The sequence below is a fragment of the Marinobacter daepoensis DSM 16072 genome (genome assembly GCF_000421165.1).
GTDB lineage: Bacteria > Pseudomonadota > Gammaproteobacteria > Pseudomonadales > Oleiphilaceae > Marinobacter > Marinobacter daepoensis.
Genome location: NZ_ATWI01000016.1, coordinates 15,144 through 39,917, shown reverse-complemented (window position 1 = coordinate 39,917; position 24,774 = coordinate 15,144). Strand labels below are relative to the sequence as shown.

The following is a 24,774-nucleotide window of genomic DNA, read 5'->3' as shown; positions in this document are numbered from 1 at the left end:
CCCGGATTCAGGACTGGATGGTTTTACTCACCGGGTCCGAGGGGTCACTCAAGAGCCCGGCCGTGTCCTGCACCTGAATGGTGAAGTACCAGGTACCCGCGCCAAGGTTATCAACCACATAAGACATGTCGGAATCAACACCAGCACCATTAACCATGATTTCACCGGAGAGGTTCTCTCTGTCCTGACCGTAACGAATGACGTAGCGCTCCAGCTCCCCCATTGCAATGGAGTCACCGTTCACCCGAGTCATCGGCGCAGACCAGCTCAAGACCGCAAAATGCTCCCCTGAAGGTCCGACACTGCCAACATTATTGCCGGAATCCGGCGACGTATCTGCCTGACTGGTTGCTCCATCACCGCCGGAGCCTCCGCCTCCACAACCGGTTAACACCACTCCCAAAACTAACGCGGCAATCCATGCCTTTGACATATAAATGACGCGTTTCACTATTATTCACCACCAATTTTTCGTCGATTTCGACTGAGTCTATAAAATCGAGGCTGATAATGATGAGATGGGCATCATTTTTAAAGATAAAAAACCGTCATTTTTCCGTCACCACAAGGCAATAAAAACCCGTAAAACACTCCATGAAAATCGAGAAAGAAATAAAAAAAGCCGTAACACCAAAGACATAATTGGGACTTACCATCGCAGGCGATTTCAAAATATCCCTTGAAGCAGGAAATGATTCGAATGTCCTTGTACCCAAAACTGGCGCTGGCCCTGGCCGTCACCTCCCTGACCGGCTGCTTTGGCGGCTCCAGCTCTTCATCTGATACTCCGCCTGAGAAGCCTGCCATCCCCACAGAGGCCGACAGCCGCTACCACGTGCTGCCGTACATCCAGAACCCTTCATCAACGGAAATGACCGTAACCTGGTTTAGCGACTCCAGCGCCGCCGGCAGCGTAACCATTGAAGGCATTGGCGAGTTCACGTCCAAACCGGAACTAGCTGAAGCCCTTTCCTACGGCAGCTCAGAGATTGAGTACATTCACGGGGAGAACAACTTCAGCGACATCCATTCCGAGGTCGCAGAGGGCGAAGCCCCTGCCCCGAGCTACAAACACTCAGTCAGAATCAACAAGCTGACCCCGAACACAGCGTATGAGTACTCCGTAAAACAACCCGGCGCCGACACCTTTACCTCGACACTCAAAACAGCGCCCATGACCGGCAGCCGACAAGCCGTTCGCTTCATTGCCATGTCAGACATGGAAACCGAACCCGAGTCAACTCAGAAAACCGTTCGCTGGACATCAAACGCTCTGGCGATCGGAGGCGAAAAACTAGGCACCGATCCAGACACCTACAAACGCCAATACGCCGTAGATCAGACCTCTGGCTACAAAGCCAACCTCAAATATGCCTCAGAGCGCAGCCCGAATTTCTGGGTCATTGCGGGTGATCTGGTCGAAAAAGGCGGGCGGCAGCTGGATTGGGATGAATTCTGGCGGCATGGCGCCGGCGAATGGGGAACCCTCGCTTCGACCACACCGATCTTCCCCACTCTGGGCAACCACGAAAACTACTGGCACCCAGAGGCTCCCGGCTATAACTCGCAAGCCTCAATGCTGTCGTACGACAAATGGAACACCTACTGGGACCTTCCGTCGAACTACGCCACCGACGAACGCTACGAGAAGCGCTACTACCGCGCCGACTACGGCCCGGTCACGCTGATCACACTGGATTCGTCAAACGGCAACGACGCAGACCCAAGCCAGGACACCAACCTTATGATTGACGGTACGGAATCTCGCGTACCTGATTTCAACCCAGGGAGCGAGCAATGGAACTGGGCTGTCAGGGAACTGGCAGACGCCCAGGCTCAGGGCCAGATCATTTTCGTCCAGTTTCACCATACGGCCTTTGGTACCGGAGTGCACAGCATGCCATCCGGTAGCGCCGGCATTGCCAATGGCGAAGACAATCAGTCTGGCGTCCCCATGCGGGTCTACAAAGAGATTTTCGAACGCTACGGCGTAACGGCGGTTATCTCAGGACACGACGAGTTGCTCGAGTATGTCAGGATCAATGGCGTCCATTACTGGGATGTCGGCTTTGCCGGTGACGGCCTGAGAGGCCCAGGCTACCCGCCAACCACCACATACGTTCCATTTGACCTTCTCCCCACCGAGGCCCAGGAAACACACTGGAGCGCTCATGGAGATGTCCCGGAAATGTGGAACGGCAAGCAATTGATCGATGGCGGAAAACACTACGGCTTCCTCGAAGTGGATGTACGCCCCAGCGGAGACTATGGCTATGAAGTCATCATGACCCCGCGCTACGTGTTTCCGGTAACAGACGAAAACGGCACACCAACAGGCGACTTTGAACACCGGCAGTACAACAAGGTCGTTCGAATTCTGGTTGATCGATAACTCAGGATTGCCGGGGGCACACACGCCCCCGGTAACTCAATACAACCAATCCTCAAAACGAAAAAAAGGCAGATCAGTCGTTACTGATCTGCCTTTTCAAGTGGTAGCGGGGGCTGGATTCGAACCAACGACCTTCGGGTTATGAGCCCGACGAGCTACCAGACTGCTCCACCCCGCATCAAACTGGTTGTTTACAGGGTCACCCCTGTCAACGTGGCGCGTATACTAACGCCACCCCCTCGCGCTGTCAATCCATATTTTCAAATAAATCGCCAGCGTAGCTCAGCTCCGGTTCTCCGCCATAAACTCCTGACGTTTCCAGGGCCTGCTCTACCGGCCGAAAGGAACGCCGGTGCTCCGGGGTCACACCAAGCCGCTTCAGCGCTGCCAGATGCACCGGCGTTGGGTATCCCTTGTGCTGCGCCAATCCATACCCCGGATAACGCTGTTCAAGGGCTTCCATTTCACGATCCCGAGTGACCTTAGCCAGAATAGAAGCGGCACTGATCGCGTCAACCCGGCTATCCCCTTTTACCACAGGCTCCGAAGGCCAGCGCCAGTCGGGACATCGGTTGCCGTCCACCAGAACATACTCCGGTGGGACCGATAACCCCTCAACGGCCCGCTTCATGGCCAACATGGTCGCCTGATATATATTAATCCGATCGATTTCGCTGGCTTCGCAGCGCCCCAGACTCCAGGCCACCGCGTTCTCCAGAATTTCATCGTACAAGCTAAGGCGTTTTTTCTCAGTCAGTTTTTTGGAATCCGCCAGCCCAGACACCGGACGCTCAGGGTCCAGAATCACCGCTGCCGTCACCACAGCTCCAATTAATGGACCACGCCCAACCTCGTCGACCCCCGCCAACAACGAACCTTTGTAGGCGCACTCAAAAGGCGGAAGCACTATGGTCGCCATCAGTTTCGAGATTCCATCAGTGCCGAAATGGCGCTGGCCGCACGCTCATCCGCCCCCTGCCGGAGCGTTTGGTGCAACTCCAGAAACGCCGCTTGCAAACGCGAGCGCTCCTGATCGTTCTCCAGTCTTTCAAGAACCGCTTCGCCCAGCTTTTCGGGCGTGGCCTCATCCTGCAATAATTCTGGCACCAGCGCCTTCTGCGCCAGCAGGTTAGGCAACGCCACCCAGGGCACGCTGACCAAACGGCTCAACACCTTGTAACTGAAATTACTCAACCGGTACCCAACAACCATCGGTTTTTTGAGCAACATCGCTTCCAGCGTTGCCGTACCGGATGCAAGGAGCACCACATCACTGGCGGCCATAACCTCTCTTGAGCGCCCACGCACCAGCGTCAACGGCAGGCTTACCTCAAGAGACGCGACCAGCTCGCTCACCTGCTTCTCCCGCTCACGGTTAACACAAGGAATAACCAGCTGAACATCCGAGCGTCGCGCCTGCAGCCAACGAGCAGCCTCAAGAAACAGAGCCCCCAATCGTTCAACTTCACCGCTGCGACTTCCAGGCAATATTGCCAGCACTGGCTTTTCGGGTTCCAACCCCAAACTCGCTCGCGCACTTGCCGTACCCGGCTCCAGATCAATGCGATCAGCCAGAGGATGCCCAACGAAGGCCACAGGTACATTGTGCTCTTCATAAAAACGAGCTTCGAAAGGAAACAGCGTCAGCATGAGATCAACAGATTTGGCAATTTTGAAGATACGCTTCTGGCGCCACGCCCAAACCGACGGGCTTACATAGTGAACTGAAGGAATGCCAAACTCGCGGCACCGGCGCTCAATCCCGAGCGTAAAATCCGGAGAGTCGATACCAATGACGACGTCAGGAGGAGTGGTAAAAAAATAATCAAGAAGACGGGCACGAATGCGGAACAGTTCTCGAATACGACCAAGCACTTCCACCAACCCCATCACAGAAAGCCTTTCCATGGGCACAAGCGAATGGAAACCCTCGGCGATCATTTCATCTCCGCCGATTCCAACAAAACGTGCCTGGGGGTAGCGCTTGCGCAACGCACGAATCAGGCCGGCACCAAGAATGTCTCCAGATGCCTCGCCCGCAATGATTGCAATGGTTTTTTTCTGATTTGAGACCACGGAAGTCTCCGGACTGATCACCAGCAGACGACTCCCGCCAACTTAACGAATGATGCCGCGATCCGCTCCCTTGAGCGAATCAATCAGCGGGCGGACGTCTGGCATATCTGAGAAACCGCGCTCCAGTTCCTCAATGGCCTGCTCGGTCGTCAACCCCTGTCGATAGACCACTTTGTACGCACGACGAAGGGCCAGAAGAGCATCCTTGGAAAACCCGCGACGCTTGAGCCCTTCAACATTCATACCATGGGGCTGCGCCGACTGACCACTCGCCATCACATACGCAGGAATGTCCTTGAGCACGATACTGCCCCCGGCCGCCATGCTATGAGGGCCGATATGACAGAACTGGTGAACCATCGTGCCTCCCCCAAGGATGGCATAGTCTCCAACACTGACGTGCCCTGCGAGGGTCGCGCAGTTTGCAAGGATGGTGTGATTTCCCACGGTACAATCATGCGCCACGTGCACATAGGCCATCAGGAGATTGTCATGTCCGATCCGGGTCTCACCTCGATCCTGAACCGTACCGCGGTGGATTGTGCAGTTTTCCCGGATAACATTGTTGTCACCAATCACCAACCGGGTTGGCTCTCCCGCGTACTTTTTGTCCTGGCACTCTTCTCCAATGCTACAGAACTGGAAGATCCGATTATTGCGCCCGATAACCGTCGGCCCTTTGATGACAACGTGGGAGAGAACTTCAGTGCCCTCACCAATCTCAACGTCCGGCCCAATGTAACTCCATGGGCCCACCGTAACGTTGTCCGCCAGTTTGGCTGACGGGTCTACTATCGCTTGAGGATGGACACCCGACCAGTCATTTGTCGCCATCAAACTTCTCTCTCAGCGGTGAGAATTTCTGCCACACACACAACCTCGCCATCAACGAGGGCTCGGCAATCAAATTTCCAGATACCGCGTTTGCCGGAAATGAATTCAGACTCCATCTCCAGGCGGTCACCCGGCAAGACGGGGCGCTTAAAGCGCGCCTTGCTTGATCCGGCCAAATATTGTACCACGCCATCTGACGGTTTCCGTTCCACAGTCACAAAACCGAGAATTCCGGACAACTGAGCCATCGCTTCGATAATCAAAACCCCGGGCATGATGGGGTTGCCGGGGAAATGTCCGGTAAAAAACGGCTCATTGAAAGAGATGTTCTTGTACCCTTTGATTGATTTACCTTTCTCAACCTCAGTCACCCGATCCACCAGCAAAAAAGGATAACGGTGCGGCAGGTACTCCAGAATTTCATCGATATGCATCATCTTGATCGGCCTCAGCCCTCTAATTTCTTTTCCAGTTCTTTAATCCGTCGAGCCAGTGCATCCAGTTGACGAAAACGAACCGCGTTCTTGCGCCATTGCCGATTGGTATCTGCGCTGGTGCCAGATGAATAAACTCCGGGCTCCCGGATATCACCGGTAACCAGCGTCATCCCCGTCAGATGCACCTGACTGGCAATCTCCAAATGCCCTGCCACGCCGGAGGCCCCACCAAACACACAGTGTTCGCCAACACGCGTGCTTCCGGCAATGCCAACCTTGGCGGCCATGGCACTGTGATCACCAATCTGAACGTTGTGCGCTATCTGAATCAGGTTATCCAGTTTGACGCCGTTGCCGATCACAGTGCTATCCAGAGCGCCGCGATCTATGGTGGTGTTAGCCCCGACTTCCACATCATCGCCCAGAACAACACCGCCTAACTGAGCAATCCGGTGCCAGGCTCCCTTTTCATTGGCAAAGCCAAAGCCATCGGAGCCGATGACGGCGCCGCTCAGAATGTGGCAGCGCTGCCCCATCACAACATCATGAGCAATCGTTACCCGTGGCCTGAGCAGAGTATCGTCACCAATACAGGACCGCGCGCCAACAAAACAACCAGCCCCGACAACCACCCGTTCACCAATACGGGCGCCGGCCTCAATGACAGCATGAGGACCGATGGAGACAGACGGGGGAAGACAGACAGTTTCATCCACGACCGCGGTGGGGTGCACACCGGGCAGCGCCTTGGGCGCTGGATCAAACCAATGACTCAGATGAGCATAGCCCAGATAGGGATTATCGAGTAACAGGACATTGGTCGGAACATCGTCGGCCATCGCGTTCGACACAATGACAGCAGATGCCTCCGTGTCTTTCAGATACTTGGCGTAAGACGGGTTTGCCAGAAAGCTGATCTGGCCGGGGCCTGCTGCCTGCAGGGTGGCGAGCCCGGAAATCAGGGTATCGGGGTCTCCCCGGAGACTTGCTCCCAATACCTCAGCAATCTCCTGAAGCCGGTAGGACTTCTGCGTCATCGTTTTCTCCAAACACCGGGGCCGGGGAGCCCCATAATATTACTGGTTCAGTTTTTCCAGCAGTTGGGCTGTCAGGTTCATTTCTGGCTTCACGTACACCACGGCCTCACTGGGAAGAATGAGATCCAGGTCGTTCTCCTCCAGAAGTTCTTTGACGGCGGCGTCAACTTCTGGCCGGGCGCCTTCGAGGAATTGCTGTTTACGCTGATTCACTGTGGCATCCAACCGTTGCTTCAGGAAATTGAATTCCTGAACTTTCTCCTGAAACTGGGCGGCCAACTGGTTCCGCTCACTTTCATTCATCATGGCACCGTCTTTTTCGAGCCGGTCTTTAAGCTCTCTTGCCGCTTCCTGGGCTTCACGCACTTTGGTTTCATCGCCAGAGAAATCTTTCTGGAGCTTTTCACTGAATGCCTGCGCGTCATTAGATGAGAACAGAGCCTGGCGCAGATCCACCACACCAATACGGGTTTCCGCGGTTGCCTGAGCTGAAACGGCCAGCAAAGCGGCACCGATCAGAGTCATCAAACGGTTCATCAATCGTCTCCTTTGTTTCATTCTTTCTTTTTTTAGTGACTGGTTAGAAGGTTTGTCCAAGCGAGAACTGGAACACCTGGGTGTCGTCACCGGATTTATCGTTCAGCGGTTTAGCCAGACTGAAAGCCAGAGGGCCAACTGCGGTGATCCACTGGAAGCTGATACCGGCTGAGGTCCGCACCTCTCCCAACTCAGGATCAAAGCCACGTTCAGTGTCGAACACCTGCCCTGCATCCAGGAAGAACGAGGTCCGCATCGAACGCGTGTCACCCGCAAACGGCGTCGGGAATATCAATTCAAGACCACCTTCGGTCAGGACGTTCCCCCCAAACGGATCGGGATCCGAATAATCTCCATCCGCTCTCTCCGCCTTGTTCCCCAATGAGTTTGCTTCGTAACCACGAACCGAGCCATAGCCGCCCGAATAAAAATGCTCGAAGAAAGGCATCTGGCTGCGATCACCATAACCATCGCCGTATCCGATTTCTGTTCGTGCCCTGAAGATCCATTTGGAGGAATCCGTCAACGGGAAATAGAAATCTGTCTTGTGAGTCGCCTTGTAGAACGTCAGGTCACTACCCGGTACGGCTACATCCAGAGACAACGAGTGACTGTAACCATCCGTTGGCAATACACCTCGGTTCAGAGTGCTGCGGCGCCAACTGCCAAACAGGAAGTAATTGGTGAACGAATCTCCTTCATCGTCAATGAAGTCGCGCACTTCCTGAGCAGAGAAAACACCCGGCTTAATGTTGGACTGAGTCACCCCGGCACCGAAGTTCAGACGCGTAATCGAATCCGTGGGATACCCAAACGTGACCCGGCCACCGTATTCGTCAAGCAGGTAGGAGGAAATATCCTCTTCTTCGTAGTCGGTTTCACGCGCAAACAAACTGAAACCACGGCTCACACCATCTACGGTAAAGTACGGATCAAGATAAGAAATATTCGCGCTTTTGACCGAATCGCTGACGTTAACGCCAAAGGATACCCGCTTACCGGTTCCGAAGAAGTTATTCTCTGAAACGGCCGCCCCCAGAATGACACCGGAGTTTTGCGAAAAGCCGACCGAAGCCGACAGGCTGCCGGTTGGCTGCTCCTGCACGCTATAATTCACATCCACCAGATCATCGGTACCCGGCACCGGAACGGTTTCAACGTCCACGGTCTGGAAGAACCCGAGGCGCTCCAGCCGGGTTTTGGAAAACTCGATACGATCTGAGGAGGCCACGCCGCCTTCCATCTGAGTCATTTCCTGTCGCAGCACTTCATCTTTCGTTGAAACGTTGCCTTCAAAGTTGACCCGACGAACGTAGGCCCGCTTTCCGGGCTCCACAAAGAAAGTAACCGCAGCGGTGTTGTCCTCACCTGGCTCCGGCACAGCGTTGACATTGGCAAACGCATACCCCTCACGCCCAAGGCGGAAGGACAGCGTCTCGGAGATGGCGGTCATCTGCGCTCGCGAAAACACATCCCCTTCCTCGACCGGGATAAACTTGCGCAGCTCTTCCTCACCGACGATCAACTCGCCTCGCAGACGTATATCGGAAATGGTGTATTGCGGACCTTCGTCGACCGCAATAGCAATAAAGACTTCTTGCTTGTCCGGGGATATCGACACCTGGGAGGACTCAACACTGAAGTCCAGATACCCGCGATCGAGATAGAAGGAACGTAACGATTCCAGGTCGCCACTCAGTCGCTCCCTGGCATACTTGTCTTTGTTGGTCAGCGAGTTCCACCAGCTACTGGTACGCAATTCGAACAGATCGATCAGCTCTTCATCGGTAAAATCTTCGTTCCCGATGATATTGATGTGCTGAATGGCTGCAACGGTACCTTCATTGATGTCCAGGCGAATGGCAACACGGTTCCGGGGCAGCTCTTCTGCAGTAGCCTTAACCCGGGCGTTGTATCTGCCCTGAGCAATGTAGGACCGCAGTATTTCAAGCTCCAGTTTCTCCAATGTCGCCCGCCGGAATACCTGACCTTCCTCCAGCCCCGCACTGGCCAGAGCATCCATCAGCATTTCGGTTTCAATGTTCTTGTTGCCATCAATCTCAATGGAAGAGATTGATGGCCTCTCACGCACCGAGAGGACCAGAACACCTTCATCACGACTGGCCTGAATATCCGTGAACAGCCCTGTCCGGAACAGGTCCTTGATCGCCCGAGCCAACCGAGTCTCGTCCATGCGCTCGCCGATATTTACCGGAAAGGCTGAAAACACAGAACCGGCTGAAACCCGCTGGAGGCCTTCGACCTCAATATCCGCAACCGTGAATTCATCCGCCAGCGCTGGCTTCATACCGGTTGCGGTAATCGCGAGGCCAACGGCTACAGCTAGAAGGGAACGTCTCATTCAGTTATTTCGCCTGGTTAATGTGCGGTAAGAAGCCCGCAATTCTCACAACCGCATCAGGTCGTTGTAAAGAGCAAACACCATTAAAGTCAGGATCAAAGCCATACCAATTCGTAATCCAAAGGCCTGAGCCTGCTCAGAAAGAGGTTTTCGACGAATGGCCTCAATGGTGTAGTAAACGATATGACCACCATCAAGAACCGGCACCGGCAGCAGGTTAAGGACGCCCAGACTGACGCTCAGATACGCCAGAAAGCGAACAAAATCCTCGAAACCGGAGCTTACACTTGCCTCCGCAACGCGGGCAATGGTGATGGGGCCGCTGAGATTCGTTGGCGATAACAAACCGGTCACCATCTTTTTGATCGCAACGAGCGTCAGGCGGGTATCCGCCCAAGTCTCGTTTATCGCATTCGGGATGGCCGCTAACGGTCCGAAACGTACTTCTCGCAACAGGTCATCCGGCCAGTTTACAGCCGCCACACCGGCACCCACATAGCCAATAGTCTGACCGTCCTCTAACGTTTTCGAAGCCGGTGTGACCGGGATATCCAGCCTCTGACCCGACCTCTCCAGCGAGAGCGCCAAAGGCTCCTCTGGCGACGCTCGAATAAACTCAACCAGGGCAAACCAGTCGTCCACCGGCTCCCCATCCACGGCAATAATCCGATCACCGGGCTCCAGCCCGGCCGCCTTCGCCCGGCCATCCGGGGTTACCTCTCCCAGAACGGCCGGGATATCTGGCCTCCAGGGAAAAATCCCGAACTCAGCCAACGGATTAGGGGTGTCATCGCTCAGTCGCCAGCCTTCCAGTGCGCCGGCAATGTCACCGCGGGAACCGTCCCGTGACACCTCCAGCGACACATCACCATGCTCGCCAGCCCGCTCAAGCAGACGCATGTTAACGTCTCGCCAAGACGTTACCCGGTGCCCGTCAACCGCGTGAATTTCCATTCCCGTCTCGAGCCCCACCCGTTCAGCAACACTCCCCTGGACAACCTCTCCAACCACAGGAGCAACCGTGGTAACACCAACAACACTGAGTACCCAGTAGGCGAGGATTGCAAACAGAAAGTTAGCGACGGGGCCGGCAGCGGCTATCGCAATACGCTGAGACGGGCGTTTCGAGGTAAACGCCTGATCGCGAAGGTGCTCTGGCACAGGGCCCTCACGCTCATCAAGCATTTTCACATAGCCACCCAAAGGAATAGCGGCAACCGCAAACTCGGTTCCGTGCCGGTCATGCCACGAAAACAACGGTTTCCCAAAGCCGACCGAAAAACGGAGCACTTTAACTCCGCACCGACGCGCCACCCAAAAATGACCGTATTCGTGCAGGGTTACCAGAATACCAAGCGTAAGCGCCAGTGCCAGTACGGTTTGAATAATCTGCATAGACGTTCCGGTTTATGGCTGAGTTAGCAGAGTGTGGGGGCCGACAGAATCAGACAGCCAGCAGGCTGATCTGTTCCCGGGCCCATTGGCGGGCTTCGGAATCTTTTTCAAAGATGGTCTCGAAGCTGTCCGCAGGCACCACACCGATTGCCACCAATGTCCGCTCTATAATAACGGGGATATCCGCAAAGCACAGCCGGCCTTCAAGAAACGCTGCAACGGCCACCTCATTGGCCGCGTTCAAAACTGCTGGGGCAGTCCCTCCTGACGCAAACGCCTCTGCGGCTAATCTCAGGCAGGGGAAACGCTGAAGATCCGGCCTCTCGAAATGAAATCGACCAATGGCGAACAGATCCAGCGGTGCGACTCCCGCATCAATCCTTTCCGGCCAGGCAAGCCCGTTGGCAATTGGCGTCCTCATATCCGGGCTGCCCAGTTGCGCCAGAACGGAACCATCGGCGTACTCAACCATTGAGTGAATAATGCTTTCGGGATGGACATGCACCTGCACATGGTCCGGCGATGTGTTGAACAACCAGCAGGCTTCAATCAGCTCCAGCCCTTTGTTCATCAGAGTGGCCGAATCCACGGAGATTTTCTGCCCCATTGACCAGTTCGGGTGGGCGCAGGCCTGCTCTGGCGTGACGGTTCTCAAATCTTTTTCGGCGTACTCACGGAACGGCCCGCCAGAGGCGGTCAGTAGGATCCGGGTAACGCCCGCGCTGCGGGGGTCGCGAACCTTGTCCGGCGGCATGCACTGGAAGATCGCGTTATGCTCAGAATCAATCGGCAGCAATTCTGCGCCATGCTGCTCGACGGCATCCATGAACAACTGGCCAGACATCACCAAAGCTTCCTTGTTGGCCAGCAGAACGCGTTTTCCGGCACGCACGGCGGCCAGCGTCGGGGCCAGCCCCGCCGCGCCGACAATAGCGGCCATCACCGTGTCCGAGCCAGTCGCGGATGCCACGTCGCACAGACCTGACTCTCCCGACAGCACCCTTGTCTCCGGCAGATCTGCCAGCAGGGCCCTCAGACGCTCCGCGGCCACATCACACGCCATAACCGCCACGGCAGGCCTGAACTCCCGGCACAGAACCGCCAGCTCATCGGCACGGCTTCCCGCAGTCAACGCGTGAACCGAAAAGCGATCAGGATGTCTTCGAACCACATCCAGAGTGCTTAGACCGATAGACCCCGTCGCCCCCAGAATAGTTATCGTGCGCTTGGTCATACCAGAATCTGACCTGCTGTCAGCCAGCCCAGCAGCGTAATCATCAGAGCAAACACCGGAATGGCCGCCGTAAGACTGTCAATACGATCCATGATGCCCCCATGGCCGGGTAGTAACTGGCTACTGTCTTTAATCCCCCGGAAACGCTTGAGCATACTTTCAAGAAGGTCTCCCAGAACCGACACAAACCCTGTGGCAAGACTGGCAATGACCAAAAGGAACGCCTCAGCCATTCCGGCATCCGCCCACACGCTGGCCACCATTGCCAGAAGTGCCACGGCAACCAGCCCACCCCATACGCCAGCCCAGGATTTCCCTGGGCTGACCCTGGGTGCCAGTTTCGCCTTTCCGAAGGCACGGCCTGCGAAATAGGCACCAATATCAGCCACCCACACCACCAGAAAGATGTAGAGAATAACCAGCAGACTGTTGTCCACATCACCGAACTGGAACCCGCCATTGCGAAGGTGGTTCAAGCCAACCCAGGCAGGGATCAGCACCATAGCCCCCATCAACGCCCGAACGGGCACCGGGCCCCAACGATCCGAGCCCCCCGGGTACTGTTTTACCAGCCAGAAACACACCAGCCACCAGGCAACGGCCATCCAGAGCACTGCAAGTGCTGGCACGCCTTTCAAAACAAAAAGCAGCAGAGCCAACGCAGCCGCATAAGCTACCCGACCGGCCTGATGTTCAATCCCGGACATATTTGCCCATTCCCAGGCACCCAGGGTAATGATGGCACCGGTAAACAAGGCAAAACCCATCGGCGGAAGAAAGAAAATACCACCAATTGCAATCGGTGCCAGGATGAGCGCAGTGATGATTCTGGTTTTAAGCACGGTATTGGTCGCTTGATCGTTATTGTTGTGCAGCGCGAGCAGCAATCTGGTCGTCGGTCTGCCCGAAACGGCGCTGGCGGCGAGCGTAGGCGTCCAGAGCCAGCAGCATTTGGTCACCCTTGAAGTCCGGCCAGAACACCTCAGAGAAATAAAACTCGGTGTAAGCCAGATGCCAGAGCAGGAAATTGCTGATGCGCTGCTCCCCTGCGGTCCGGATCAGCAGATCCGGCATCGGGAGATCTCCAATGCTCAGGTTCTCCTGAATCAGGTCGTCGGTGATGTCCGATGGTTCCAGCTGACCAGCACGAACTTGCCCCGCCAACTTGCGGGTCGCCTGCGCAATGTCCCAGTGGCCACCGTAATTAGCCGCAATCACCAGCGTCATGCGGGTATTATCGCGGGTGAGCGCCTCCGCTTTCTCCATATGCTCCTGAAGAGCCGGGTTGAAAGCCGAGCGATCACCAATGATACGCAAACGGATGTTGTTGCGATGGAGCTTGCGAACCTCCCGCTCCAGCGCAATCAGGAACAAACGCATCAGCGCCGACACTTCATCCTTAGGCCGACGCCAGTTCTCACTGGAAAAGGCAAACAGGGTAAGCACCTCTACCCCTTCTCTGGCACAAGTTTCCACAACGGCCTTAACCGCATCCACTCCTGCCTTGTGACCTGCTACTCCCTTAAGCCGGTGCGCTTTCGCCCAGCGATTATTGCCATCCATGATAATGGCCACATGCCGGGGACGAGCATCAGCTGTCACCGGAATCTCTGCGGATACTTTTACCGTCATGAAATCCTCTGTGCGGCGGGTTAACCTCGCCGCTCATCCTGCTCCTGAATGAACCCAGGCGATTAAACCGCCATCAGGTCCTCTTCCTTCGACTTCAACATCTTTTCGACTTCAGCGATGTACTTGTCGGTGAGCTTCTGAATTTCATCTTCGCCGCGTCGCTGGTCGTCCTCGTTGATTTCCTTTTCTTTGAGGAGATCTTTGAGCATGTTGTTGGCATCACGACGCGCATTCCGTACAGAAACCCGACCGTGCTCAGCGTCAGCTTTGGCCTGCTTGACCATTTCTTTTCGGGTTTCCTCTGTCAGCATCGGCATAGGCACCCGAATAAGGTCGCCGGTGGTGGCTGGGTTCAGCCCCAGATCAGAAGTCATGATCGCCTTTTCAATGGTGGGCACCAGGTTCTTTTCCCACGGCGAAACGGTCAGGGTCCGGTTATCTTCAACGTTCACGCTGGCCACCTGTTTCAGCGGCGTTTCCTGACCGTAGTAGTTAACCATCACGCTGTCCAGAATGGCGGGATGGGCTCGTCCGGTACGGATTTTGTTAAAAGCCGAATGCAGAGCCTCGAGGCTCTTAGTCATCTTCTTTTCGGCTTCAGCTTTGATGTCATTAATCACGTCAGCTTCCTCAATTCGTTCGTCTGGTTCTTTTCGGAAGGCCGGCGCTGTCTCTCGCCAGCCTTCGACTTATTCAATCAACGTGCCTTCCCGTTCCCCGGTCACGATACGGGTCAGAACACCGGGGCGACTCATATCAAAAACCCGCAGCGGCATACCATGATCCCGAGCCAGACAGATGGCAGTCAGATCCATCACGCCGAGCTTTTTGTCCAGAACCTCATCATAGGTCAGGTGATCGTATTTTTCTGCGGTAGGGTCAAGGTGGGGGTCAGCCGAGTAAACGCCGTCAACCTTAGTTGCTTTCAGCACTGCGTCCGCCTCAATCTCAATACCACGCAGACAGGCTGCGGAATCGGTTGTGAAGAACGGATTGCCGGTCCCGGCACTGAAAATCACCACATCGCCTTCTTTCAGGTCTCTGACGGCACGACGACGATCATAATGCTCCACAATTCCGCTCATAGGGATTGCAGACATAACCCGGGTCCGAATGTTCGAACGCTCAAGAGCGTCACGCATGGCCAGGCCATTCATGACCGTAGCCAGCATCCCCATATGGTCTCCGGTCACACGATCAAGCCCCGCAGCACTCAACGCTGCTCCGCGGAACAGGTTGCCACCACCGATCACAAGACCTACCTGAACACCAATACCAATCAGGGCACCAATTTCCAGTGCCATCCGATCAAGAACCTTGGGATCTATACCGAAATCGTGCTCTCCCATCAGGGCTTCACCACTGAGTTTGAGCAGAACACGCTTGTATCTGGGCTGGTTTTTCGAAGATGTCGGCATGGTGATCCCCTTTTCGTCTGTTGGCTATCCGGCGTCAAACCCGTTGCAGGCTTGTATCTGACATATCCCTCAAAAAAGGGGTATCTCAGATACAAGCCCGCCACGAAAGCCGGGCGAACCCGGCTGACGTGGCAGACTCAGGTAGCGCTACCGCATTGCGCGGTGGCGCCAGGAAGAGGGATCAGGCCTTGCCAGTGCCAGCAGCCGCAGCTACTTCAGCAGCAAAATCCACTTCTTCTTTCTCAATGCCTTCACCCACTTCCAGGCGAACGAAGCCAACCAGGTCGCCACCGGCAGCCTTGATCAGATCACTCACTTTCTGGTCAGGGTTTTTGACAAACGGCTGTTCAACCAGGCTGTTTTCCGCCAGGAACTTCTTGATACGGCCACCCATCATTTTTTCAACGATCTCTTCAGGCTTGCCTTCCATATCCGGCTGGGCCTTGATGATCTCTTTTTCTTTCTCAAGCTCTTCCGCCGGCATTTCGTCCGGCTTGCCTACGCGCGGGTTAACAGCAGCAACGTGCATGGCGATATCGCGAGCCAGCTCTTCGTTACCTGCAGTCAGAGCAACAACAGACGCAATCTTGTTGTTGCTGTGCACGTATCCACCCACAACCGGGCCTTCAACTTTTACGATACGACGTACGGTGATGTTCTCACCGATTTTCTGAACCAGCGCTTCACGCTTGGACTCCAGATCGCCTTCCATCAGCTTGGCAACGTCGGTTTCGCCTTTTTCGAACGCAACGTTCAGAACGTCGTTGGCGAAGTTCATGAAGTTGTCATCACGAGCGACGAAGTCGGTTTCGGAGTTCACTTCCAGAATGTAAGCCACGGTGTTGTCATCAGACACCTTAACCAGAGACACACCTTCAGCAGCGGTACGGCCAGCTTTCTTGGCGGCCTTCAGACCGGAAGACTTGCGCAGCTCTTCGATCGCAGCTTCAACACTGCCGTCAGCCTCAACCAGTGCCTTTTTGCACTCCATCATGCCAAGGCCGGTACGCTCACGCAGCTCTTTGACCATTGCAGCGGTAATTGCAGCCATGTTCAATCCTCTTGTCTTTTCCGAATTCGGTGGGAAAGCAGGTATGCCTGAACCAACAGGCAGGCATACCTTACAACTCAAACGTTAAGCCTGGATGTTACTCGGCAGCCGGAGCAGCGCCTTCGGCGTCTTCGCTGACTTCAACAAACTCGTCAGCACCGGTACCGGCAGACTGAGCAGCTTCGAGACAAGTGTCAGCAACAGCCTGAACGTAAATCTGGATAGCGCGAATGGCGTCATCGTTACCCGGGATCACGTAGTCCACACCGTCCGGATCACTGTTGGTATCAACCACACCGATCACAGGGATACCCAGCTTGTTGGCTTCCTTGATGGCGATACGCTCGTGATCAACGTCAATTACAAACAGAGCATCAGGCAGGCCGCCCATGTCCTTGATACCGCCGATGGAACGCTCAAGCTTGTCCATCTCACGGGTACGTTCAAGGGCTTCTTTCTTGGTCAGCTTGTCAAAAGTACCGTCCTGGCTCTGGGTCTCCAGATCACGGTAACGACGGATAGACTGACGAATGGTTTTGTAGTTGGTCAGCATACCACCCAACCAGCGGTGGTTAACGTATGGCTGACCAGAACGCAGCGCTTCTTCCTTGACAATCTTGGAAGCCGCGCGCTTGGTACCAACAAACAGGATCTTGTTCTTGTTCTCAGCCAGAGACTGAATGAAGTTCAGCGCTTCATTCATGGCCGGAACAGTTTGCTCCAGGTTGATGATATGAATCTTGTTGCGGGCGCCGAAGATGAACTTCGACATTTTCGGGTTCCAGTAGCGAGTCTGGTGACCAAAGTGAGCACCTGCCTTGAGCAGGTCACGCATATTTACCTGAGCCATGATAGTTACCTTATTAGCTTCGGGTTAGTCCTCCACGCGTCCGATTGCCCCAACCTGACCTGTTTCAGTAACAGACAAGGCACCCTGGGACAACGTGCCGACACGTGTGTGAATTTGCCGGATTCGTTTCCGGCGGCGCGTTTATACCACAAATCACCAACCCAATACCATTACTTTAACCCCTTCCTTGTAGAGTTATGGCCCGCCCCTTAGAATGCCGGTTTGATACAAATCAACAGGAAGCCCGATGCAGGTAACAATCAAGACCCCCGAAGAAATCGAAAAGATGCGCGTGGCCGGTCGCCTGGCTGCCCAAGTTCTGGAAATGCTCGACGAACACGTCAAGCCCGGCGTGACCACTGAAGAGCTGGACCGCATCGCCCACGATTACATTGTCAACGAGCAACAGGCCATCCCGGCACCGCTCAATTACAAGGGTTTCCCGAAGTCTATCTGCACCTCGGTTAACCACGTGATCTGTCACGGCATCCCATCCGAAAAGAAAGTTCTTAAAGATGGCGACATCATCAACATCGACGTCACCGTGATCAAAGACAGCTATCACGGCGACACCAGCAAGATGTGGGTTGTCGGAAAACCCAAACCAGGTACAGAGCGACTGGTACAAATCACCCAGGAATGCCTGTACAAGGGCATTGAGCTGGTCAAACCGGGTGCGCGCCTGGGAGATATCGGTCACGTTATTCAGCAGCATGCCGAAAAACACCGGTACTCCATTGTCCGCGACTACTGCGGCCACGGAATCGGCAAGGTGTTCCATGAAGAACCTCAGGTGATGCACTACGGAAAGCCTGGCACCGGCCTGGAACTGAAAGAAGGCATGACGTTCACCATCGAACCCATGCTCAACCAGGGCAAGTACCACACCAAACTGCTGGCCGATGGCTGGACCGCCGTGACGAAAGACCACAAACTCTCAGCTCAGTGGGAACACACGATCCTGGTGACCGCTGACGGCTATGAGGTCCTCACACGACGATCGGAAGAGTCGTTCTAAGTGGACCGGAGCGAGCTGGAATTCCGGATCAGTCACGACACCTCACCGGTGTTCGCCGCTCGCGAGCTGCTGCGGGAAAGCTACAACGCCGATGCCGAAGCCTTTCGGCAAGGCGCAGATGTCAGGGCCCTGGTGCACGCCAGGGCCAACACCATCGACAAAGTGCTCCGCCTGATCTGGAATCGGTACCCCTTTTCCCGCTCCTCAGACATTGCCCTGGTAGCCGTTGGCGGCTATGGCCGGGGCGAACTTCACCCGCACTCTGACATCGACCTGCTCATCCTCACCCGCCACGGCACAGAGGAAAGCTGGCAGGATGATCTCAGCGCTTTTATTACCCTCTTGTGGGATCTCAAGCTGGATATCGGGCACAGCGTTCGCAGCCTGGAAGATTCGGTTCAGGCCGCCCGGGAAGACATCACCATTCTGACCAACCTTCTGGAAACCCGCACCATCGCCGGACCAGACGGCTTGCGGGCAGAGCTGAGCGAGAAAGCCTACTCCGATGATATCAGTTCAGACCGGGACTACTTCCTGGCCAAGCAGGAAGAACAGCAGGCGCGCCATAAAAAATACGGGGACACAGAATACAATCTTGAGCCCAACGTAAAAGGCTCACCCGGCGCCCTCAGAGATATCCAGACCATTGGCTGGATTACCAAACGACATTTTGGCCTGCAGAACACCGCAGACCTCACCCGCTTCAGCATACTGACCGAAGAAGAACACCAGATTCTCCACCAGGGTGAAACATTCCTCTGGCAACTCCGTTACGGCCTGCAACTGCTCGCTGACCGCAACGAAAACCGGCTGCTGTTTGATCACCAGCGCGCCCTCGCCCAGATGCTTGGCTACCACGACGAAGGCAAGCGTCTCGGTGTCGAACTGATGATGCAACAGTACTACCGGACAGTTCTCGCTCTCGCCGAACTGGCAGATGTCATCCTGCAATACTACGATGAGGCCATCATTGGTGGCGGCGGCCAAGATGAGATACGGCCCCTGAACAAACGTTTTCAGGTTCGGAACCTGTATATCGAGGCCATTAACAATCAGGTCTTCGCCTACGCGCCCTACGCCATCATGGAAATCTTCGTGCTGATTGCCCAGCATCCGGAGATCAAAGGCATCCGCGCGACAACGATCCGTTCCCTAAGGGCACATCGCCATCTGATTGACGACGCATTCCGGTCAGACCTGGCAGTCACGACGCTGTTCATGGAGCTCCTGCGAACCCCGCACGCTCTGGACCAGACCCTCTCAGCCATGAAAAAGTACAATGTGCTGGGCCGGTACCTGCCGGAATTTGGTCAGATTATTGGCCAGATGCAGCACGACCTTTTTCATATCTACACGGTCGACGCTCACACCATGCGAGTGATCCGCAACATGGTGAGACTGAACAGCTCCGAAGCCCGCACCGAATACCCTCTGGCCTCACGCCTGATTCACAGACTCCCGAAACTGGAAACCCTGTTTATCGCCGGGCTTTACCACGACGTAGCCAAAGGCCGCGGTGGTGATCACTCCGAACTGGGCGCCATTGATGCAGAAAACTTCTGTGAACGCCATCACCTGAGCGAGCGGGACACCCAATTGGTTTCCTGGTTGGTGGAAAACCACCTGCTGATGTCGATGACCGCGCAGCGCAAGGATATATCAGACCCCGACATCATTCAGGCATTCGCCCGGGCTGTGCCCAGCCTGGCTCATCTGGACTACCTTTACATCCTGACAGTCTGTGACATCAGCGCCACCAACCCAAAACTCTGGAATACCTGGCGGGCGTCCCTGCTTCGCCAGCTCTACATCGAGACGAAACGGGCTTTGCGGCGCGGTACCGACACCCCAGTCGACCGGCAGTCCTGGATCAGGGCGACACAGGAAGAAGCCAGGGAAATACTGCGGGCCCAGAACATGACGGATGATCAGATCGACCTGATCTGGAATACCGTCGACGACGAATACTTTCTTCAGGATTCGACCGTGGATATTGCCTGGCAAACCGCCGCCATTATCCGCCATGGCGACAATCCCGACCCCCTGGTTCTGATCCGTGATACCCGGGGCGGCCCAACGGATGGCTACTCCCAGATCATCATCTACATGAAAGACCGGGTGGCCCTGTTTGCAGCAACCACCGCCGTTCTGGAGCAACTGAACCTGAACATCGTGGATGCCCGGATTAACTCAACCGAGAGCCCCTGCTCCATCAGCTCCTACGTTGTGCTGGATGACAAAGGGCAGCCTCTGGGCATAGATCCCGCCCGAAAAGAACGGGTGCGCAGACGCCTGATTGAGGAACTGGACGACCCGGAAGATTACCCGGACATCATCCATCGGAGAACGCCAAGGCAACTGAAACACTTTGCCTTTCCCACGGAAGTGACCTTCTCCAACGACACCATAAACCAGCGCACCGTTATGGAACTGATCACTCCGGACCGCCCTGGCCTGCTGGCCAGGATCGGTCAGGTACTGCTCGAACACCGGGTGCGGCTGACCAATGCAAAAATCGCCACACTGGGCGAGCGGGTGGAAGACGTTTTCTTCATCACCGATGAACAAGGTGAACCCTTGCGCGACCCGGGCGTGTGCCAGGCCCTTCAACAGGACCTCTGTAAAATGCTGGACGAGATTCAATGAACCCCAACCTGGAACGACTTCATCCCTACCCTTTTGAGAAGCTGGCCAAGCTGAAAGCAGGCATCTCTGTACCGGAACACCTGGCGGCTATTTCATTGGGGATTGGTGAACCCAAACACCCGTCACCGGCTTTTGTGAAAGACGTGATCGCCGACAATCTGGACAAACTGGCAAATTACCCGACCACCAAAGGTACAGACGAGCTTCGCCAGGCCATTGCAGAATGGGCCACCCGGCGCTTTGAACTGGCTCCGGAATCCCTGGACCCCAACCGGCACGTGGTCCCGGTAAACGGAACCCGAGAGGCGATTTTCGCCTTGGTTCAAGCCGTTACCGACGCCAGCAAATCTGCCTCCATCGTTAGCCCCAACCCCTTCTACCAGATCTACGAAGGCGCTGCATTTCTGGCAGGAGCCACCCCGGTTTACCTGCCCTGCGACGGCAGCAATGGCTTCATTCCTGATTTCGATTCTGTACCGGAATCCGTATGGGACAACTGTCAGATCCTGTTTCTGTGCTCACCGGGCAACCCCAGTGGCGCCGTGATTCCGCGAGACACGCTGGCCAAGGTGATCGAACTGGCCGATCGCCATGATTTTCTGATCGCCTCCGACGAATGCTATTCAGAGCTGTACCCGGACGAAGCAACGCCTCCCGAAGGGCTGCTGCAAACCTGCGCGGCGATTGGTCGTCACGATTTCAAACGCTGCATTGTGTTTCACAGCCTGTCCAAGCGCAGCAACCTGCCAGGTCTGCGCTCCGGGTTTGTTGCCGGCGACGCCGACGTGCTGGCCGGGTACCTGAAGTACCGCACCTATCACGGCTGTGCCATGCCGATTCACAACCAGCTGGCAAGTATTGCCGCCTGGAATGACGAAGCCCATGTTCTGGAGAACCGGGCTGCCTACCGGGCCAAGTTTGAGGCGGTTGTACCCATCCTCCGGGAAGTCATGAAGGTCGACTTTCCGGACGCCGGCTTCTACCTCTGGCCCGAAACCCCCATTGACGATGAGACCTTCGCCCGCGAATTGTCGGCGCAACAGAACGTCCACGTGCTGCCTGGCCGGTACCTGTCCCGGACCGTCAATGGCCACAACCCGGGCGAGAACCGTGTTCGCATGGCACTGGTGGCGCCGCTCGAAGAGTGTGTCGAAGCGGCGAGACGTATTGTTGAATTCGTAAAAGGCTTTGAGCAATGAAATTATATGGCATCCGCAACTGCGATACGGTTAAAAAAGCCCGGAAGTGGCTGGACGAGCAAGGTATTGAATACCAGTTCCATGATTTCAAGAAAGACGGCCTGACCAGCGAAAAACTCAGCCAGTGGGAACAAGCCATTGGCTGGGACACGCTTCTGAACAAACGGGGCACCACCTGGCGGAAACTTCCCGATGAGGTTCGTGATACCATTAGCGCCCAATCTGCCCACCAGGTCATGCTGGACAATCCCTCAATCATCAAACGTCCTGTGGTGGAACGCGGGGAAGACGTGAGCGTGGGATTCAACGCAGGCGACTGGGCTGCGTGGCTGGACTGAACATTTTCTGACAATTTAATGACAACAGGAGCAACCACCAGATGAGTTTTGCATTCGGCATCGGCATCGGCACTCAGAACAACCAGGGCGAGTGGCTGGAGGTTTATTATCAGCAGCCGATCATGACCCCCGACAAAGACCTGATCGACGTGGTTGAGTCCGCGCTGGACTATAAGGGCGGCAATCAGGCCATCAGTGTTAAAGCAGAACAACTGGCTCAGTTTGCCAACGCGCTTCGCCAGCTGGGTCGGACAGATCAGGCCAAACTGGCCGAGAAAGCCGGAGAAAGCAAACGTCCGGTCGTGGTTACTGTCCTGGCAACCGACGACACAGCATCCAGCACGCCAGAGGTCTATCTCAAGCTACACCTGATCTCTCACCGTCTGGCGAAGCCTCACAGCCTGAAACTCGATGGCATCTTTGGCCTGCTGCCCAACCTGGCCTGGACCAATGAAGGCGCCATCGACCTGAACGAACTGCCCGAGCGCCAGCTACAAGCGCGCATGGAAGGCCGGATTCTGGAAGTGAAGTCGGTCGACAAATTCCCGCAGATGACCGATTACGTGGTCCCCAAAGGCGTGCGCATTGCTGACACCGCGCGTGTACGTCTGGGCGCCTATGTGGGCGAAGGCACCACCGTCATGCACGAAGGCTTTATCAACTTCAATGCCGGGACCGAAGGCACCAGCATGATTGAAGGCCGCATTTCCGCTGGCGTGATGATTGGCAAAGGTTCCGACCTGGGTGGTGGCTGCTCGACCATGGGCACGCTCTCTGGCGGCGGCAACATCATTATCTCCGTTGGCGAGAACTGCCTGTTGGGTGCCAACGCCGGTATTGGTATCCCCCTTGGCGACCGCTGCACAGTCGAAGCAGGGCTGTACCTCACGGCTGGCACCAAAGTTGCCTTGCTCGACGACAACAACCAGCTGGTCGAAGTGGTAAAAACCCGGGACCTGGCGAACAAGAGTGACCTTCTGTTCCGTCGCAACAGTCAGACTGGTGCGGTGGAATGCAAAACCAACAAATCTGCTATTGAACTTAACGAAGAGCTGCACGCCAACAACTAAGGCAAAGCGCTCACCACAGAACCCGTCTGTGAGCGGGTTCTGTGCTTTTATTTCTCGCCTCTATTCGAACAGGTCGCCTCTATGTCACTCTCGCCCACCCTGGAACTCGCCATGGACCTCATCCGCCGAGAGTCTGTAACGCCAGACGATGCCGGCTGCCAGGAACTGATGATGTCGCGCCTCGCCCCGTTAGGGTTCGGTGGCGAACGCCTCCGCTTTGGCGATACGGACAACCTGTGGGCCAGGAAAGGCAACGACGGCCCGGTCCTGGCGTTTGCCGGCCATACCGATGTCGTTCCCACCGGACCAGAGAAAAACTGGGCGCACCCTCCCTTCGATCCGGTGATTAAGGATGGCTACCTCTACGGCCGAGGCGCAGCAGACATGAAGGGCAGCCTGGCAGCCTTCATCACCGCTTGCGAGCGCTTTGTGGCGAATCATCCGGCCCACCGCGGTTCCATAGCCCTTCTTATTACCAGTGACGAAGAAGGCCCGGCCCAGGACGGCACCGTTAAGGTGGTGGAAACGCTCGAAGCACGCAATGAGAAAATGGACTGGTGCCTGATCGGCGAGCCTTCCAGTACACACCAGGTCGGTGATGTGATCAAGAATGGCCGCCGCGGCTCCCTGCACGGGTACCTGACCGTTCACGGCGTTCAAGGCCACGTTGCCTATCCGCACCTCGCGGAGAACGCGGTGCATGACGTAGCCCCGGCACTGGACGCTCTTGCCAAAGAATTCTGGGATAACGGAAATGACTTCTTCCCGCCGACGACCTTCCAGATCACCCGCATCGAAGCCGGCGTTGGCAGCAACATCGTGCCCGGGGAGTGCCTGGTACACTTCAACTTCCGCTACTGCACTGAGAACACGGCAGAAAGCCTTGAAGAGCGTGTGGTTGCCATACTCGACCGACACAACCTGAAATACGACCTGCAATGGCACCTCAGCGGCCGACCTTTCCTGACCGACAAGGGCGCCCTGGTCTCTGCCGCACAGAGTGCCATCCGCGGAGTGACTGGCCGGGAAACGGAACTGTCAACGTCTGGCGGCACCTCCGACGGCCGCTTTATCGCACCCACGGGTGCTCAGGTCCTCGAGCTCGGCCCGATCAACGCCACCATCCACAAAGTGGACGAGTGCGTGAAGGCCGACGACCTGGATACCCTGTCTGAGATCTACGAACAGATTCTGGTGGAACTGCTGGGGTAAACCTACGAATTCCGGGGCTCCTGGCGAGCCCCGGGA

Annotated in this window: 23 protein-coding genes and 1 tRNA gene; 7 read left to right on the top strand and 17 right to left on the bottom strand. The window is 55.8% G+C overall.

The genetic code is table 11. The annotated features are described in order from the left end of the window. Window positions 1-7 precede the first annotated feature (7 nt). The gene (locus K325_RS18840; RefSeq protein WP_228128488.1) at window positions 8-433 is read right to left on the bottom strand and encodes a fibronectin type III domain-containing protein; all 426 of its coding nucleotides are present in this window, start codon (window positions 431-433) and stop codon (window positions 8-10) included. Window positions 434-700: 267 nt separating this feature from the next. On the opposite strand from K325_RS18840, the gene K325_RS0117655 reads away from it, so the two are divergent. Next, a complete protein-coding gene (locus K325_RS0117655; RefSeq protein WP_029655586.1) occupies window positions 701-2,392 on the top strand; it encodes a purple acid phosphatase family protein in 1,692 nt (563 codons plus the stop codon). A gap of 101 nt (window positions 2,393-2,493) precedes the next feature. On the opposite strand, the gene K325_RS0117650 is transcribed toward K325_RS0117655, so the two are convergent. The 16 genes from K325_RS0117650 to rpsB all read right to left on the bottom strand — a co-directional run bounded on the left by K325_RS0117650 (window position 2,494) and on the right by rpsB (window position 17,255). Continuing rightward, a tRNA-Met gene (locus K325_RS0117650) sits at window positions 2,494-2,570 on the bottom strand. Between the two features lie 69 nt (window positions 2,571-2,639). Next, the gene (gene rnhB / locus K325_RS0117645) at window positions 2,640-3,311 is read right to left on the bottom strand and encodes a ribonuclease HII (protein WP_029655585.1); all 672 of its coding nucleotides are present in this window, start codon (window positions 3,309-3,311) and stop codon (window positions 2,640-2,642) included. After that, entirely contained in the window at window positions 3,311-4,468 is a 1,158-nt protein-coding gene (lpxB, locus tag K325_RS0117640) for a lipid-A-disaccharide synthase (protein ID WP_156836632.1), read from the bottom strand. The genes rnhB and lpxB overlap by 1 nt, the downstream gene beginning before the upstream one ends. Before the next feature lie 42 nt (window positions 4,469-4,510). Next, window positions 4,511-5,302, bottom strand: a complete 792-nt coding sequence (gene lpxA / locus K325_RS0117635) for an acyl-ACP--UDP-N-acetylglucosamine O-acyltransferase (RefSeq protein WP_029655583.1) — start codon at window positions 5,300-5,302, stop codon at window positions 4,511-4,513. Continuing rightward, the gene (gene fabZ, locus K325_RS0117630) at window positions 5,302-5,739 is read right to left on the bottom strand and encodes a 3-hydroxyacyl-ACP dehydratase FabZ (protein ID WP_029655582.1); all 438 of its coding nucleotides are present in this window, start codon (window positions 5,737-5,739) and stop codon (window positions 5,302-5,304) included. Before fabZ ends, lpxA begins: the two co-directional genes overlap by 1 nt. A gap of 11 nt (window positions 5,740-5,750) precedes the next feature. Next, window positions 5,751-6,776: a UDP-3-O-(3-hydroxymyristoyl)glucosamine N-acyltransferase gene (lpxD, locus tag K325_RS0117625; RefSeq protein ID WP_029655581.1), complete on the bottom strand. Its 1,026-nt coding sequence runs from the start codon at window positions 6,774-6,776 to the stop codon at window positions 5,751-5,753. A 39-nt stretch (window positions 6,777-6,815) separates the two neighbouring features. Then, window positions 6,816-7,313 carry an OmpH/Skp family outer membrane protein gene (locus tag K325_RS0117620; RefSeq protein WP_029655580.1) on the bottom strand — a complete coding sequence of 166 codons (498 nt, stop codon included), beginning with the start codon at window positions 7,311-7,313 and terminating at the stop codon, window positions 6,816-6,818. A 43-nt stretch (window positions 7,314-7,356) separates the two neighbouring features. Continuing rightward, window positions 7,357-9,675, bottom strand: a complete 2,319-nt coding sequence (gene bamA / locus K325_RS0117615) for an outer membrane protein assembly factor BamA (protein WP_029655579.1) — start codon at window positions 9,673-9,675, stop codon at window positions 7,357-7,359. 45 nt (window positions 9,676-9,720) lie between these two features. Continuing rightward, window positions 9,721-11,070, bottom strand: coding sequence for an RIP metalloprotease RseP (gene rseP / locus K325_RS0117610; RefSeq protein ID WP_029655578.1), 1,350 nt, complete (start codon window positions 11,068-11,070; stop codon window positions 9,721-9,723). A gap of 49 nt (window positions 11,071-11,119) precedes the next feature. Further along, on the bottom strand, window positions 11,120-12,304 hold the full coding sequence (ispC, locus tag K325_RS0117605) for a 1-deoxy-D-xylulose-5-phosphate reductoisomerase (protein WP_029655577.1): 1,185 nt from the start codon (window positions 12,302-12,304) through the stop codon (window positions 11,120-11,122). Next, a complete protein-coding gene (locus K325_RS0117600; RefSeq protein WP_029655576.1) occupies window positions 12,301-13,146 on the bottom strand; it encodes a phosphatidate cytidylyltransferase in 846 nt (281 codons plus the stop codon). The genes ispC and K325_RS0117600 overlap by 4 nt, the downstream gene beginning before the upstream one ends. A 19-nt stretch (window positions 13,147-13,165) precedes the next feature. Continuing rightward, entirely contained in the window at window positions 13,166-13,936 is a 771-nt protein-coding gene (gene uppS, locus K325_RS0117595) for a polyprenyl diphosphate synthase (RefSeq protein ID WP_029655575.1), read from the bottom strand. Window positions 13,937-13,998: 62 nt separating this feature from the next. Next, window positions 13,999-14,556: a ribosome recycling factor gene (frr, locus tag K325_RS0117590; RefSeq protein ID WP_029655574.1), complete on the bottom strand. Its 558-nt coding sequence runs from the start codon at window positions 14,554-14,556 to the stop codon at window positions 13,999-14,001. Between the two features lie 69 nt (window positions 14,557-14,625). Beyond that, window positions 14,626-15,354 carry a UMP kinase gene (pyrH, locus tag K325_RS0117585; protein ID WP_029655573.1) on the bottom strand — a complete coding sequence of 243 codons (729 nt, stop codon included), beginning with the start codon at window positions 15,352-15,354 and terminating at the stop codon, window positions 14,626-14,628. A 181-nt stretch (window positions 15,355-15,535) separates the two neighbouring features. Then, window positions 15,536-16,405, bottom strand: a complete 870-nt coding sequence (tsf, locus tag K325_RS0117580; RefSeq protein WP_029655572.1) for a translation elongation factor Ts — start codon at window positions 16,403-16,405, stop codon at window positions 15,536-15,538. A 97-nt stretch (window positions 16,406-16,502) separates the two neighbouring features. After that, window positions 16,503-17,255 carry a 30S ribosomal protein S2 gene (gene rpsB, locus K325_RS0117575; protein ID WP_029655571.1) on the bottom strand — a complete coding sequence of 251 codons (753 nt, stop codon included), beginning with the start codon at window positions 17,253-17,255 and terminating at the stop codon, window positions 16,503-16,505. Between the two features lie 247 nt (window positions 17,256-17,502). Between rpsB and map the strand changes: the two genes are divergently transcribed. From map to dapE, 6 genes are all read left to right on the top strand, one after another. Further along, on the top strand, window positions 17,503-18,273 hold the full coding sequence (gene map, locus K325_RS0117570; RefSeq protein WP_029655570.1) for a type I methionyl aminopeptidase: 771 nt from the start codon (window positions 17,503-17,505) through the stop codon (window positions 18,271-18,273). Next, window positions 18,274-20,919 carry a [protein-PII] uridylyltransferase gene (locus K325_RS0117565; protein WP_029655569.1) on the top strand — a complete coding sequence of 882 codons (2,646 nt, stop codon included), beginning with the start codon at window positions 18,274-18,276 and terminating at the stop codon, window positions 20,917-20,919. Then, complete coding sequence (dapC, locus tag K325_RS0117560; protein ID WP_029655568.1) at window positions 20,916-22,118, top strand: succinyldiaminopimelate transaminase; 1,203 nt, start codon at window positions 20,916-20,918, stop codon at window positions 22,116-22,118. The genes K325_RS0117565 and dapC overlap by 4 nt, the downstream gene beginning before the upstream one ends. Then, the gene (locus K325_RS0117555) at window positions 22,115-22,456 is read left to right on the top strand and encodes an ArsC family reductase (RefSeq protein ID WP_029655567.1); all 342 of its coding nucleotides are present in this window, start codon (window positions 22,115-22,117) and stop codon (window positions 22,454-22,456) included. The genes dapC and K325_RS0117555 overlap by 4 nt, the downstream gene beginning before the upstream one ends. 41 nt (window positions 22,457-22,497) lie before the next feature. Next, window positions 22,498-23,526 carry a 2,3,4,5-tetrahydropyridine-2,6-dicarboxylate N-succinyltransferase gene (gene dapD / locus K325_RS0117550; protein ID WP_029655566.1) on the top strand — a complete coding sequence of 343 codons (1,029 nt, stop codon included), beginning with the start codon at window positions 22,498-22,500 and terminating at the stop codon, window positions 23,524-23,526. Between the two features lie 81 nt (window positions 23,527-23,607). Continuing rightward, a complete protein-coding gene (gene dapE / locus K325_RS0117545) occupies window positions 23,608-24,738 on the top strand; it encodes a succinyl-diaminopimelate desuccinylase (RefSeq protein WP_029655565.1) in 1,131 nt (376 codons plus the stop codon). The last annotated feature ends 36 nt before the right edge of the window (window positions 24,739-24,774 follow it).